Raw genomic sequence first — 13,403 nt, forward strand, 5'->3', positions numbered from 1 at the left:
CGTGACACCCGGACTTTCGGCCTCCCCCAAGGGACGCACGACGGCGGCGGGCCGGGGCAGCAGCCCCCGCCCGCCTTTCGGCGTTTCCGCAGTATCCGTGCTGGCGGTCCTGATTGCGCTTTTCTCCCTGGTGCCGCTGGGGTACGTGCTTTACATGAGCGTGGCAACCGGGTGGGACACCGCCGTCGGGCTCATCTTCAGGCCCCGCGTGGCCGAGCTGCTGCTGAACACCGTCCTGCTGACCGTGATCACCGTTCCGCTCTGCCTGGTGCTGGGGGTGGCGGGCGCCTGGCTGGTGGAGCGCACGGCGCTGCGCGGGCGCAGGACGTGGGCGGTGCTCCTGGCAGCGCCGCTGGCCATCCCGGCGTTTGTCAACAGCTACGCGTGGGTGTCTGCCGTCCCGTCCCTGGCCGGCCTGGGCTCGGGCGTCCTGATCGCCACGCTCTCCTACTTTCCGCTGGTGTACATCCCGGCCGCTGCGGCGCTGAGCCGCCTGGACCCGGCGATCGAACAGTCGGCGGCGTCCCTGGGGCTGGGCGCCTGGCGCACCTTCTTCCGGGTGGTTCTGCCCCAGCTGCGGATCGCCCTCACTGGCGGCGGGCTGCTGGTTGCCCTGCACCTGCTGGCTGAATACGGCGCGTTCGCCATGATCCGGTTCGACACGTTCACCACCGCCATCATGGTCCAGTTCCAGTCCACCTTCAACGGTGCCGCCGGCAACATGCTGGCCAGCGTCCTGGTGTTCTTTTGCCTGCTCCTGCTGCTCGCGGAGGTCCGGACCCGGGGATCAGCCCGCTACGCGCGGATTGGTCCCGGTGCCCAGGCGCGGGCCCTGCGCCTGCCGCTGCGCGGGTACCAGCTGCCGGCCCAGCTTTTCCTGCTGGCGCTGACGGTGCTGGCGTTCGGCCTGCCGCTGTTCCTGGTGCTGCGCTGGGTGGCGGCCGGCGGCCCGGACGTCTGGGCCGCCGCGGAATTTGTTCCGGCCCTTGCTGCCACGCTGGGCTACGGCCTGGCCGGCGCCGCGGCCACGATTGTGGTGGCCTTCCCCATGGCCTATCTCGCGGTGCGGCACCCGGGCTGGTTCAGCAAGACCCTGGAGCTTTCCAACTACATCACCAGTTCCTTGCCCGGCATTGTGGTGGGGCTGGCCTTCGTCACCGTCAGCATCCGGCTGGTGCCGGGCGTGTACCAAAGCGCCGGGGTGCTGGTGGCGGCTTACGTCCTGCTGTTCCTGCCCCGCGCGCTGGTTAACCTCCGCGCCGGACTGGCCCAGGCCCCCAAGGAACTGGATGAGGCGGCGCAGGCCCTGGGAAAGCCGCCGCTGACGGCCTTTGTCCAGGTCACGCTGCGGCTGATGGCCCCTGCCGCCGCCGGTGGAGCCGCACTGGTGTTCCTGGCCATCACCAACGAGCTCACGGCAACCCTCCTGCTCTCGCCCAACGGCACGCGGACGCTCGCCACCGAATTCTGGAGCAAAAGCAGCGAAATCGATTACGCAGGCGCCGCCCCCTACGCGCTGCTGATGATCCTGCTCTCCGCCCCGATGACCTACCTGCTCTTCCAGCAGTCCAAGAAAGTAGCCGGACAGTGACAGAACAAGCCCCCTCCCGGTTGCCGGAACCGCGGATCGCATCGTCCGTCGCATCCAGCACCAACAGCCACCTGGTGGTGGCGGACGTGACCAAAAACTTCGGGTTCCAGGCGGTCCTGAAGGGCGTCAACCTATCGGTGGCCCGGGGCGGCACCACCGCGATTGTGGGACCCTCAGGATCTGGCAAGACCACTTTGCTGCGGTTGATCGCCGGCTTCGAACACCCCGCCACCGGCAGCATCACGCTGGCCGGCAGCCAGGTTGCCGGCGACGGGGTCTGGATTCCCGCGCACAAACGGCACGTGGGCTACGTGGCACAGGACGGTGCGCTCTTCCCGCACCTCAGCGTGGGCCGGAACGTGGCGTTCGGCCTTGACCCGGCCTGCCTGCAGGGCGGCCGGACCGCGGTGGCCGGAAGGGTCAGCGACCTCCTGGAGATGGTTTCCCTGGACCCGGCCATGGCCAAACGGCGCCCGCACCAGCTTTCCGGCGGCCAGCAGCAGCGAGTTGCCCTGGCCCGGGCGCTGGCCCGCGAACCCAGCCTGATGCTCCTGGACGAACCGTTCTCCGCGCTGGACGCGGGCCTCCGGGTGGCCACCCGCCGGGCCGTGGCCAAGGTGCTGGGCGACGCCGGCGTCACCACCATCCTGGTCACCCACGACCAGGCCGAGGCCCTGTCCTTCGCCGACCAGGTGGCGGTGATGCGCGGCGGGAAACTGGCGCAGATCGGGAACCCGTTTGTGGTCTATACCCGGCCCGCAGACCGGGCCACCGCCGAGTTCCTGGGCGACGCCGTGATCCTCGACGCCTGGCTGGAAGGCTCCCTGGCCACCTGCTCGCTCGGCGGGATCCCCGTCCGCAGGCCGCCGGCCCAGGGCCGGGTGCAGCTGATGCTGCGGCCGGAACAGATCCGCATCGCCGAGGACGGTCCCATCCGCGGCGTTGTGGTGGATACCGACTACTTCGGCCCAGAAACCACCGTCCGGCTGAAACTGGCCGTCCCGCCGGAGCTCGCAGGCACGTCCGACCACCGGTATCCCGGCGGCGGCGAAGTCATCACCATCCGGCACTGGAACGCGTCCATTGCCCGGCCCGGCATGGAACTGTGCCTGCGCGTTGTGGGCGAGGGCGTCGCGTTTCCGGCCGACACGTAAGCGACCGGGCGCCGTTCAGGCGTCGCCGGGGCGCTTCTTCTGCGGGTACGGCGCTTCGCTCCGGGCCAGCATCTCCACAAAACCAGCGATCTTCCGCTCGCGGGTGGCGGCCAGTTTAACGCTGTTGGTGCGGTTGATCAGGGCAAACCGGTTGGACCTGGTGAGGACGTCAAACATGGCCTGGGCGGCGGGAACGGCGGCGATCGCAGCGGCCAGGTCAGCCGGAACTTCCGCGGTTGCCTGCCCGGCATAGGCAGCGGCCCAGCGGCCGTCCGCTTTGGCGGCGTCGACGGCGGCCCTGCCTGCGCCGGTCATTTTGCCTTCCTCCTCCAGCCGGGCCACGTAGGTGACGTTCCGGGCGGACCAGACGCTGCGGCGGCCGCGGGGTGTCATCCGCTGGAACGAACTTTCGGCGTCGCGCTTCCTGGCCTGGCCGTCAATCCAGCCGAAACACAGGGCTTCATCCAACGCCGCGGCGTAGTTGATCCCAGTCACCGTCCCGCCCTTTTTGTGCAGGACCAGCCACACCCCGGGACTGTCAGCGTGGTTCGCCTCGAGCCAGGACCGCCAGGCGGCAGCGTCGGGCACCAGCAGTTCCTCGAGTTCGATCGCCATGGCACCATTCTGCCGTGCAGACCATCGCTGCGACACCATCAACGCCACCCGCCGCAGCCACGTCCCGCCCGTGACAGGATGGCTTGGGGGCACCGGGAGCTTTGCCGCCCGGTCTCCGGCCCACCGCCCAGCCGGGCACGGCGTCCCGTCACCATCCGCCAGCACCCCAAGGATCCGCCATGCTCCGCGTCCGGCCCTTTCAGCACACCGCCAGGCTCCTGGAGTGGCAACGGTTGCTCGTTGCCCTGGGCATGGTCCCCGCCACGGGTAACGGCCGCACGTTCGACGCAGGATCCGGCAGGATCTCGCTGCAGCCTGCCCACCCTGCCCTCCCCGGCCTGGCCGGGCGGGCTGAGCTCGGCTTCGAGGTGCGCGTCCTGGCCGAGTTTGCCCGCCGCACCAACCTCGACGCCCAGGGCGACGGCCGGATCCCGGCAGTAATGTCCGGCGACGGCGCCAGCTGCGGCATCAGCGCCCCGGACGGCTTTTCCTTCCTGGCGGCGACCGCCAACCCTGCCGTACCCACAGTGGGCGCGGATCCGGCTCTGGCCGTTGTGGGACTCTGGTTCACGGAAGACCCATCCGCAGCGGCCCGGACCCTGGGCTGGATCGGTGCCCGGCCCAGGACCGGTCATGCCGCCGCCGACGCCTCTGCGTTCACGGCCAAAAACGGCGGCGTCATCCTGGTCAGGCCGGGACACGGCCCGGCCCGCTCCGGCCTTGGTTTTGAGTACGACGGCGACCTGGCCGCCCTGTGCGGGCGGCTCCAGGCCGCCGGCTTCGCCGCTGCCCTGGCCGGCCAGGGACCGGACGGACCGGGCAGCCTCCTGCGGGTTCCACACCCGGACGCCGGGCAGGACCCCGGGAAGGGCACCGTGCCTGGCGCCGGTGGGAACGCCGCGCCCGGGACGGATGCTACAGCCGGACAAGGGGCCGGCGAAAGTACGGCGGGCGGCGCCGTCGACGGAACCGCCACCCCTGCCCCCGGAGAGCTGTGGATCACCCGGCGCCCTCCCATGGGGTAGAACTTAACCATGAACGTGCGCACACCTGACCCGAATCCCGGCTGGCTTTCCGAAGAAGACCTTTTTGAGGCCCGCGGGCGGCTGCCCATGGTGTACGTCGAGGCGGTGCCCGTTCGGCTGGACCCGCTGGGCTTCGTCAACGAGGTGGGGACCCTCCTGCAAGCGGACGAGGACGGCACCATGGTCCGGTCGCTTGTATCGGGCCGCGTCATCTACCGCGAAACCATCCGCGCCGCCCTGCTCCGACACATGGAAAAGGACCTCGGTCCGCTGGCCTTCCCGCAGCTGCCCATCAGCCCGGTGCCCTTCACCGTGGCCGAATACTTCCCCGCACCGTCGCAGACGGGGTTCACCGACGAACGCCAACACGCGGTGTCCCTGGCGTACGTCATCCCGGTCACGGGCGAGTGCGAACCGAGGCAGGATGCCCTGGAACTGACCTGGATGACCCCGGACGAGGTCCTCAGCCCCGGCGTGCAGCTGGAGTTCGTCGGCGGCCGCGGCGGGCTCATCCGGCAGGCCCTGGCCTTCGCCGGCGTGGGCTACTGACACCCGCACCCCACCCGCCGGGTCCCCGATTTCCGGTGCCCGCCTTTGTAGACTGTTGGGCGGACCGCACAAGAATTTAAGGACTTCCATGACCGAAACACCAGCCGCACGGCGCCACAGCGAACAGCAGGCTGGATCTCTGGGCAGCGGACACCACATCCTGCTGCCGGACGGCCGGGGGACCGCAGAAATCCATCAGATCGAGGTGGAGCGCGACGATTTCGGGGCGCCCGCCCTGGTCCTCGCCAGCCTTTCCGGCGGCGGCACCCTGCGCATCGCCGTGGGCACCAGCGTCACCGTGGTGGACCAGCATGCCGACGCCGTCACCCGCCTTCCCGAGGCGGCCGGACAACCAGCTGAAGCACGGCAGCAGCAGCCCGCCGGAACTGCTGCGCCCGCCGCAGCGGCGCCCGCCGTCGTGGTTCCCCCGCTGCCGCCCGTACCACCGGCCATCAAGGGACCCAGCGACGAGGAACTCGCCCTGATCCCCACCGCCGCCGGCACCCCGGAGTCCGTTGTGGAAGCCGCGGCGGAGGCGCACCCGGATGCCATCGGCGTGATGCTGCTGGCGGACCGGCTGGCCAAGGGCGTGAACTTCAAGTCGGGCAGCTGCCTGAAGGACCTCAGCGACCTCGCCCAGGAACTGTTTGTGGCCCTGAAGGACGCCGAGAACGCGCTCCTCGTCGCGGACCTCATCACGGTCCTGCCCTTTGACGGCAACCCCGGCCGCTGGACGTCCGTGGAAGCGGCCCTCGCCCTGGCCAGCTACATCTGCCGGCAGGATGGCCAGGACCGCCGGGCCGCCGTCTACGAGCAGCTGATCCGGACTCCCGAGAACCAGGAAACCGACCCGTTCAAGGCCCGGATGGCGGCCAAGGTGCGGCAGCGTTCGCTCAATGAGCCCAACCTGTACGACAAGGAAATTTTCCGGGCCATCGACAATTCCAACCACGACGCCGAACGGGAATGGCGGCTGCTGCGGCTCGAATCACTGCTGTTCCTGCGCGCGCACGGCGGTTCGGAAACCATCGGCGGCAGCGAACTTAAGCGGCGCATCAGCAACGAACTTGAGGCCGTCCGCGCCTGAGGATCCACCCGGCCGGCGCGGGACAGCGCCGGCCGGCAACTGCCCCCTACCCGGGACGGGGCGGGAGTTGTACATTCGGGGCATGACCAACAATCTGAGCGTAGTGATCAACGCCGATGCGCCGCAGGTCTGGACCATGCTGCGCGAACCCGCCAAAGTTGCCCAGTGGCACGGCTGGCAGGCCGAGGACCTGGACGCCGAAATCAAAGAGATCTACTTCTCCGACGACGTGCAGGAAGCACCGGACCACACCAGCCTCACTGTTCACGGCGGGGACGTCTTTGAGCTCCACCCCGTGCCCACGGGGACCCGGGTCAGCGTGACCCGCGCCGCGCTGGACCACAACTCCGAATGGGCTGCCTGGGATGAGGACATCACCCAGGGCTGGCTCACGTTCCTCGAGCAGCTCCGGTTTGTGCTGGAGCGCCACCCCCGCGGCTCCCGCCACACACTGTTCCTGAACCTCCCGGGCGGTCCGGGCTCCGCCATCGAAAAGCTGGGCCTGGCCGACGTCCCGGCGCCGGGCGGGGACTACCGGCTCACGCTGGGAACCGGCGAGGAGATCTCCGGGAAGGTCTGGTACCGGTCCAACCACCAGGTGGGGCTCACGGTCCATGACTACGCCGACCACGGCGAGGGCCTCCTGGTGGTCACGGACCAGCCGATCATCGAGGACATCCGGCCCGACGGCGGGTCCCTGGTGATTGCCTCAACGTACGGGCTGGGCGCCCACCGGCTGGAGTCGATCCGTACGGGGTGGGACAACTGGCGCGCTGAGAACTACCCCACATCGGAACCGGCCAGCTGACGGAGCGGCGGGGAATGCTGGCACACTGGTACGGTGCCAGCCAACCCCGCCCCTGCCCCGTCCCAGCAAGCCGCCACTGACGGTACGGCCGGGCAGCCTGCCGTCCAGGCCGAGTTCGGCTTCCGGGTGGGTACCCGGCTGTCGGACTCCTGCAGTCCTTCCGGCGCCCAGGTCTCGGAAAACGGCGGTGAATTCCTGGGCCGCACCGGCAGCATCTCCACCCCGCACGGTGAGATCCGCACGCCGGCGTTCATCGCCGTCGGAACCAAGGCGACGGTCAAAGCCGTCCTGCCCGAATCCATGGCGGACCTTGGGGCGCAGGCGCTCCTGGCCAACGCCTACCACCTTTACCTGCAACCGGGCGCTGACATCCTGGACGAAGCGGGCGGCCTCGGCGCGTTTATGAACTGGCCCGGCCCCACGTTCACCGATTCCGGCGGGTTCCAGGTCATGAGCCTGGGCTCTGGCTTCAAGAAGGTCATCGACATGAAGTCTGTTGATTCCTCCGGACCTGACGACGCCGTGGCGCCCGGCAAGGAACGCCTCGCCCATATCGACGACGACGGCGTCTGGTTCAAGAGCCACCTCAACGGCGACCGGCACCGGTTCTCCCCGGAAATCTCCATGCAGGTCCAGCACCGGATCGGGGCGGACATCATGTTCGCCTTCGACGAGCTCACCACCCTGCAGAACTCCCGTGGCTACCAGGTGGAGTCGCTGGAACGCACCCGGCTGTGGGCGCTGCGCTGCATCGAGGAGCACTTCCGGCTCACCTCCACCCGCGTCGGGAAACCGTACCAGGCGCTGTTCGGCGTCATCCAGGGCGCGCAGTACGAGGACCTCCGCCGCCAGGCCTGCCGCGACCTGGGCGCCATGCCCTTTGACGGGTTCGGCATCGGCGGGGCGCTGGAGAAGGAGAACCTGGGCACGATTGTCCGCTGGTGCAATGAGGAGCTGCCGGAGGACAAACCACGGCACCTGCTGGGGATCTCCGAGCCGGACGACATCTTCACGGCCATCGAGAACGGCGCGGACACCTTTGACTGCGTCTCCCCCACCCGGGTGGCCCGCAACTCCGCCTTCTACACACCGCAGGGCCGGTTCAACCTCTCCGGCGCAAAATACAAACGCGACTACGGCCCGCTGCAGGACGGCTGCGACTGCTACACCTGCGTCAACTACTCCCGCGCGTACATCCACCACCTGTTCAAGGCCAAGGAAATGATCTCCGCAACCCTGATCTCCATCCACAACGAGCGCTTTGTGGTGAAGATGGTGGACGACGCCAGGCTGGCCATCGAGGCCGGCACCTTCTTCGACTTCAAAGCCGAGACGCTGGGGCAGTACTACTCCTGAGCCCGACGCCGTCGGAATCGCCGGAACGGTGCGGGGACGCCGAACCGGGACAGCGTCCCCGCACCGTTCCAGCGTCCCGGTTGTTTTCCACATAACGACGGCGGAACCTGGCCCACGCGCGGAGCCCATCCGAAGCTGGGTGGATGACACAGCTCCCGCCGCTCCCCGCAGCAGGCAGCCTTTGGCGGACCGGCCAGCTGAGGGCCGCGGGACTGAACTCCCGGGCCGTACGCCAGCTCGTCAGCAGCGGCGGACTGGTCCGGCTCCGGTACGGCTGCTACATCCGGGGCGCTCTATGGGAAAAGCAGTCCGCTTCGCTTCGCAGTGTGCAGCTGATCCATGCCCATGCTTACGGGACGTTGACGACGTCGACTGGCGGCTTCGTGTACAGCCACACCTCGGCTGCAAGGCTCCATGGCCTTTTCCTTTGGAATGTTGACGACCTGATCCACCTGCTGTTCCGGGTGCGGCCGTCCTGTGAGCGCCTCGGCAAGGACATCCGTGGCCACACCCGGCCCTTTTCAGACGCAGAGGTCATAACCCGGGCCACGCTCCGCGTTACCACCCTTGAGCGCACAACGGTGGACTGCGCCTTGATGCTCAGCTACCGCCAGTCGCTGATCATTATGGACAACGCGCTGCGGCTCGGCGCGGATACCTCCCTCATGCAGGCAGCGGCGGACGGGCTGGCAGGGCAGCGCGGGATACGCAACCTCCGGGCGGCTTTGGCCAACGCAGATGCCAGCGCCGAGTCGGCCGGGGAAACGCTGACCCGCGAACTCATCACCCGCCTGCAGCTCCCCAAACCCGAGGCCCAGGTGGAGGTCCGGAGCCGCGCGGGCTGGCACCGGCTCGATTTCGCCTGGAAGGACAAGAAAGTGGCCCTCGAATTCGACGGAAAGGTCAAGTACTTCGACTACAAGCCCACTGCCGAAGTGCTGTTCCAGGAGCGGCGCCGCGAAAAGGCGCTCACCGAGGACGGCTGGTTCTTTGTCCGGGTGGAATGGAAGGACCTGTTCCGGGAGCAGGAGTTCAAACAACGCGTGCTCACAGCCCTAGGACGCTAGTCCTGTTTCCGTGCCCGGTCGGCCTCCCGGCGTCGAAATCGCTGGAACGGTGCGGGGACGCTGACCCGGAACAGCGTCCCCACACCGTTCCAGCGTTTCGGGTGACATGGGCCTAGGCCAGGTAGCTGGGCTCGCGTTTCTTGATCCAGCCGATCACCACGGCGGTGACCGGCACAAACAGGAATTCCACCAGGGTCTTGTAGACAAACCCCACCACCACGTAATTCACAAACATGCCGAAGTCCGTGATGCCGATGACCGAGGCCGCGATGCTGCAGAAGATCAGGGTGTCCACGAACTCGCCGGCGCCGGAGGAGCCCATCAGCCGGGCCCACAGCGACTTCTCGCCGGAGCGGGCCTTCATCCGGACCAGGATCCATGAGTTGATGGTTTGCCCGGCCAGGAACGCCAGCAGCGAGGCCAGCACGATCTGCGGGACGGGTCCCAGCGCGCCTTCCAGCGCAGCCTGCTTGGACGCGCCGAAGTCGTCGTCGAATCCCGGCAGCGCGATGATCACCCAGTAGCTCAACGATGCGAAGACGGACAGCGCGAAAGTGGTGAGGATGGCTTTGCGGGCCACTTTGAAGCCGTAGACCTCACTGATCACGTCGCCCAGGATGTAGGCCAGCGGAAAAAGGAAAAAGCCGGCGTCGGTGATGATGGGGCCGAATGCCACGCCCTTGGACGCGCCAATGTTGGACAGGATCAGGATGACCGCCATGGCTGCGAGCAGGATCCCGAAGTACGGCGAGCCGATCGAAGCGAACCTGGCCGCCTGGCCTGGGGCTGCGCCGCGCGCGTGGGTGGGGAGGGCGTCAGGGCCCGGGGCAGAAGGCATGGGAGGTCCGTTCAAAGTGGTTCGCTCGGTCGCGGATGCTTCGCGGGCCGGCTGTATTAGCACTGTCGCCCAATTCTCCCATTGGCCGCGCCCGGCTGCCGCCCATTGTAACGGTGAACACATACTGCCGGAGTGCCCTGTTCAGAAACACAAGGAAAACGGACGACGCCGGATGGCAGGATGGTGCCATGACTTCCGTTTCCGCCGACGCAACACAGCCCGCTGCCCCCGCAGTTGTCCTGACCATCGCAGGGTCCGAAGCCACCGGCGGCGCCGGCGCGCAGGCGGACCTGAAGACCTTCCAGGAACTGGGCGTCTTCGGCATCGCCAACCTGACCTGCATTGTCTCCTTCGATCCGACGGACAACTGGAACCACCGCTTTGTGCCCGTGGACCAGCAGGTGATTGCTGACCAACTGGAGGCGACGACGGCGGCGTACGGCCCGGCGTCGGGCGCGCCGTCTGTGCTGGACAGCGTGAAGATCGGCATGCTGGGCAGCCCGGCCACCATCGCCACGGTTGCCGGCGCCTTGAAGGCCAATGCTTTCCGCCATGTGGTGCTGGACCCGGTGCTGATCTGCAAGGGCCAGGAGCCGGGACACGCGCTTGACACCGACCAGGCGCTGAAGGCCCATATCCTGCCGCTGGCCACGTTTGTGACGCCCAACCATTTCGAGGCGGAGTCGCTGTCCGGCCTGGTGATCACCGACGTCGAGTCCCTCAAGGCCGCCGCCATCCGCATCCACGAAATCAGCGGCGCAGCAGTCCTGGCCAAGGGCGGAGTGCGCCTGGCCGGTGCGGACGCCGTGGATGTCTTCTACGACGGGTCGACCCTCGAAGTGCTCAGCGCCCCCAAAGTCGGTGAGGTGGCGGTGTCCGGCGCCGGCTGCTCCCTGGCCGCAGCTGTCACCGCTGAACTCGCCAAGGGTGCCTCGCCCCTGGCAGCGGCTCGAACGGCCAAAGCCTTCGTCACGGCCGGCATCAAAAACCGGGTTGCCTCCGGAGCGCCGTTCGACGCGCTCTGGCAGGGCGGCGCCCGCTAGCCAGGGCGCACCGGCTGGAAACTCCAACGCCCCCGCACATCGGTGCGGGGGCGTTGGTATCTCCTCGACCAGGGAATGCGGGCCCTAGCGGCGCGGGATGTTCCTAAGGTTGCTGCGGGCCATGCTCACCGCTTCCCCGGCGCCGCGGTTCAGGACCACCTTGGACATGGCGGTGGCGAAGCCCAGCACCTGCGAGCCGGAGATCTTTGGCGGGATGGACAGCGCGTTCGGATCGGTGATGAGCTCCACCAACGCCGGGCCTGGGTGGGCAAAGGCTTCGCGGTAGGCGGACTCGATCCGGGCCGGGTCCGTGACCCGTTCGGAGTGGAACCCCAGGGCCCGGGCAACCTCTGCGTAGTTCGCATCGGGGACGTCCACACCGAAGTCCGGCAGCCCGTCCACCAGCATCTCCAGCTTGACCATGCCCAGGGTGGAGTTGTTGAACACCACCACCTTGACCGGCAGTTTGTGCGCCGCAACAGTGATGAGTTCACCCATCAGCATGGAGAGGCCGCCGTCGCCGGATACGGAGACGACCTGCCGTCCTGGGAACGCGGCCTGCGCGCCGATGGCGTGCGGGAGGGCGTTGGCCATGGAGCCGTGCAGGTACGAACCGATCAGCCGGCGGGTGCCCAGCGGGTTGATGTACCGGGCCGTCCACACGTTGCACATGCCGGTATCGGCCGTGAAGATGGCGTCCTCAGCGGCCAGCTGGTCCAGGAGCGATGCCGCGTATTCGGGGTGGATGGGCTGTTTTTTCTCCACCTTCCGGGTGTAGGCACCCACGGCTTTGTTCATCAGCCGGTCGTGCTTTTTCAGCATCTGGTCCAGGAAGCGGCGGCTCTTCTTCTGCTTCAGGAGTGGCAGGAGGGCAGCCAGGGTGGGCAGCACGTCGCCGTGCACGGCGATGTCGACGTCGGTCCTGCGGCCTATCTTGTGCGCTGCCCGGTCCACCTGCGCGGTCCGGGTACCGGGCAGGAACTGATCGTAGGGAAAGTCGGTGCCCAGGAGGACCAGCAGGTCCGCGTCGTCGATGCCTTCTGCCGCAGCGCCGTAGCCCAGCAGCCCGGTCATGCCGATGTCATAGGGGTTGTTGTACTGGACAAAGTCCTTGCCGCGGAGTGAGTGGCCGATGGGCGCATGCACACGCTCGGCAAGGGTGATCAGCTCGCTGTGGGCCCCCTCAACCCCCGCGCCGGCGAAAATGGCGACTTTCCCGGCGTCGTTAATGGCATCCGCGAGTTCCTGCACACTGGCCGGATCCGGCACCAGGCTGGCCCGCCGGAAAGTTGCCGGCAGCGGCGTGGGGGTGGTGGCTTCGAGCCCGGCCACGTCACCGGGCAAGGTGACGACGGCGACGCCGCCCAGGCCCACGGCATGCTGGATGGCGCTGTGCATTACGCGCGGTGCCTGTTCGGCGGTGCTGACCAGTTCCGAGTAGACGGAGCATTCATTGAACAGCCGGTCCGGGTGGGTCTCCTGGAAGAAGCTGCTGCCGATCTGCTTGCTGGGGATGTGCGAGGCGATGGCCAGGACGGGCGCGCCGGACCGGTTGGCATCGTAAAGGCCGTTGATCAGGTGCAGGTTTCCGGGGCCGCAGGAGCCGGCGCAAACGGCGAGTTTGCCGGTCAGTTGCGCTTCGGCCGCGGCTGCGAAAGCGGCGGCCTCCTCATGCCGCACATGGACCCAGTCGATGCCGCCCTGGCTGGCGCCCCCGGTCTTGCGGACAGCGTCCACGATGGGGTTCAGGCTGTCGCCCACAATCCCGTAAATCCGCTGCACTCCGGCAGCCTGCAGCTGTTCAATAAGTTGGGTGGCGATTTCCTTGGCCATGCGTGCACACTCCCGCAATCGAATTGATGGGCTGACAGGCCCAATATAGTCCGCCAGGCTGGGTACTTTCCCGTTGGCCCCTTAACGCCACCGGCCCCCTTGCCGGGATAGGAAAGGGGGCCGGTGGTTACCGCAATGCCGTTCCAGGTGGCCCCGGACAGGCGGATCAGCCGATCAGTGCGGTGGCCGCTGAGTAGCGGGCCAGGGCAGTGTAGGCCGTTTTGGTGCCGGTCACGCGTATTTTGATGGCAGCTCCCTTGTCCGCTGCCACCAGCTTGTAAGTCGGTCCGGTGGCGCCGGTGATGGCAGTGCTGCCGCGGTACCACTGGTAAGCCAGCGTCACCGGCGCCGGACCCCACGCACCCGGAACAGCAGTCAACACCGAACCAACCTTCGCCGTCCCGGACACCGTCGGCACCGGCGCAGACAGTGTTCCC

Annotated in this window: 12 protein-coding genes and 1 pseudogene; 9 read left to right on the top strand and 4 right to left on the bottom strand. The window is 67.9% G+C overall.

Going from position 1 to position 13,403, the window contains the following annotated elements; all coding sequences use genetic code 11:
* The first annotated feature begins 1 nt into the window (after nucleotide 1).
* Together ASF72_RS08900 and ASF72_RS08905 are read left to right on the top strand one after the other, a co-directional pair.
* A complete protein-coding gene (locus tag ASF72_RS08900) occupies nucleotides 2-1,591 on the top strand; it encodes an ABC transporter permease (RefSeq protein WP_082484173.1) in 1,590 nt (529 codons plus the stop codon).
* Nucleotides 1,588-2,745: an ABC transporter ATP-binding protein gene (locus ASF72_RS08905; RefSeq protein WP_082484175.1), complete on the top strand. Its 1,158-nt coding sequence runs from the start codon at nucleotides 1,588-1,590 to the stop codon at nucleotides 2,743-2,745. Before ASF72_RS08900 ends, ASF72_RS08905 begins: the two co-directional genes overlap by 4 nt.
* A 15-nt stretch (nucleotides 2,746-2,760) precedes the next feature.
* Here ASF72_RS08905 and ASF72_RS08910 read toward each other — a convergent pair whose 3' ends face one another.
* A complete protein-coding gene (locus tag ASF72_RS08910) occupies nucleotides 2,761-3,360 on the bottom strand; it encodes a YdeI/OmpD-associated family protein (protein ID WP_050684487.1) in 600 nt (199 codons plus the stop codon).
* Between the two features lie 179 nt (nucleotides 3,361-3,539).
* Between ASF72_RS08910 and ASF72_RS08915 the strand changes: the two genes are divergently transcribed.
* The 6 genes from ASF72_RS08915 to ASF72_RS08940 all read left to right on the top strand — a co-directional run bounded on the left by ASF72_RS08915 (nucleotide 3,540) and on the right by ASF72_RS08940 (nucleotide 9,252).
* The gene (locus ASF72_RS08915; protein WP_200933636.1) at nucleotides 3,540-4,385 is read left to right on the top strand and encodes a VOC family protein; all 846 of its coding nucleotides are present in this window, start codon (nucleotides 3,540-3,542) and stop codon (nucleotides 4,383-4,385) included.
* Nucleotides 4,386-4,394: 9 nt separating this feature from the next.
* Complete coding sequence (locus ASF72_RS08920) at nucleotides 4,395-4,934, top strand: NUDIX hydrolase family protein (protein WP_050684486.1); 540 nt, start codon at nucleotides 4,395-4,397, stop codon at nucleotides 4,932-4,934.
* Nucleotides 4,935-5,022: 88 nt separating this feature from the next.
* On the top strand, nucleotides 5,023-6,021 hold the full coding sequence (locus tag ASF72_RS08925; protein ID WP_056598127.1) for a DUF6707 family protein: 999 nt from the start codon (nucleotides 5,023-5,025) through the stop codon (nucleotides 6,019-6,021).
* 82 nt (nucleotides 6,022-6,103) lie between these two features.
* Complete coding sequence (locus ASF72_RS08930; RefSeq protein WP_056598129.1) at nucleotides 6,104-6,829, top strand: SRPBCC family protein; 726 nt, start codon at nucleotides 6,104-6,106, stop codon at nucleotides 6,827-6,829.
* Between the two features lie 33 nt (nucleotides 6,830-6,862).
* Complete coding sequence (gene tgt, locus ASF72_RS08935) at nucleotides 6,863-8,185, top strand: tRNA guanosine(34) transglycosylase Tgt (RefSeq protein ID WP_056598131.1); 1,323 nt, start codon at nucleotides 6,863-6,865, stop codon at nucleotides 8,183-8,185.
* A gap of 143 nt (nucleotides 8,186-8,328) precedes the next feature.
* Complete coding sequence (locus ASF72_RS08940; protein ID WP_056598133.1) at nucleotides 8,329-9,252, top strand: type IV toxin-antitoxin system AbiEi family antitoxin domain-containing protein; 924 nt, start codon at nucleotides 8,329-8,331, stop codon at nucleotides 9,250-9,252.
* Nucleotides 9,253-9,364: 112 nt separating this feature from the next.
* On the opposite strand, the gene ASF72_RS08945 is transcribed toward ASF72_RS08940, so the two are convergent.
* A complete protein-coding gene (locus tag ASF72_RS08945) occupies nucleotides 9,365-10,090 on the bottom strand; it encodes a queuosine precursor transporter (protein WP_082484176.1) in 726 nt (241 codons plus the stop codon).
* A gap of 188 nt (nucleotides 10,091-10,278) precedes the next feature.
* Between ASF72_RS08945 and ASF72_RS08950 the strand changes: the two genes are divergently transcribed.
* The gene (locus ASF72_RS08950; RefSeq protein WP_056598134.1) at nucleotides 10,279-11,133 is read left to right on the top strand and encodes a hydroxymethylpyrimidine/phosphomethylpyrimidine kinase; all 855 of its coding nucleotides are present in this window, start codon (nucleotides 10,279-10,281) and stop codon (nucleotides 11,131-11,133) included.
* Between the two features lie 84 nt (nucleotides 11,134-11,217).
* On the opposite strand, the gene ASF72_RS08955 is transcribed toward ASF72_RS08950, so the two are convergent.
* Nucleotides 11,218-12,966, bottom strand: a complete 1,749-nt coding sequence (locus ASF72_RS08955) for a pyruvate dehydrogenase (RefSeq protein WP_056598135.1) — start codon at nucleotides 12,964-12,966, stop codon at nucleotides 11,218-11,220.
* Between the two features lie 166 nt (nucleotides 12,967-13,132).
* Nucleotides 13,133-13,403, bottom strand: a pseudogene (locus tag ASF72_RS08960) (hypothetical protein); the annotation flags it as partial.

The organism is Arthrobacter sp. Leaf141, assembly GCF_001424565.1.
In the GTDB taxonomy this organism is placed as follows: domain Bacteria; phylum Actinomycetota; class Actinomycetes; order Actinomycetales; family Micrococcaceae; genus Arthrobacter.

Excerpts from the sequence above, each read along its gene's own strand:
- ASF72_RS08910 (WP_050684487.1), bottom strand. The coding sequence starts at position 3,360 with ATGGCGATCGAACTCGAGGAACTGCTGGTGCCCGACGCTGCCGCCTGG.
- ASF72_RS08915 (WP_200933636.1), top strand. The coding sequence starts at position 3,540 with ATGCTCCGCGTCCGGCCCTTTCAGCACACCGCCAGGCTCCTGGAGTGG.
- ASF72_RS08920 (WP_050684486.1), top strand. The coding sequence starts at position 4,395 with ATGAACGTGCGCACACCTGACCCGAATCCCGGCTGGCTTTCCGAAGAA.
- ASF72_RS08925 (WP_056598127.1), top strand. The coding sequence starts at position 5,023 with ATGACCGAAACACCAGCCGCACGGCGCCACAGCGAACAGCAGGCTGGA.
- ASF72_RS08930 (WP_056598129.1), top strand. The coding sequence starts at position 6,104 with ATGACCAACAATCTGAGCGTAGTGATCAACGCCGATGCGCCGCAGGTC.
- ASF72_RS08940 (WP_056598133.1), top strand. The coding sequence starts at position 8,329 with ATGACACAGCTCCCGCCGCTCCCCGCAGCAGGCAGCCTTTGGCGGACC.
- ASF72_RS08945 (WP_082484176.1), bottom strand. The coding sequence starts at position 10,090 with ATGCCTTCTGCCCCGGGCCCTGACGCCCTCCCCACCCACGCGCGCGGC.
- ASF72_RS08950 (WP_056598134.1), top strand. The coding sequence starts at position 10,279 with ATGACTTCCGTTTCCGCCGACGCAACACAGCCCGCTGCCCCCGCAGTT.
- ASF72_RS08955 (WP_056598135.1), bottom strand. The coding sequence starts at position 12,966 with ATGGCCAAGGAAATCGCCACCCAACTTATTGAACAGCTGCAGGCTGCC.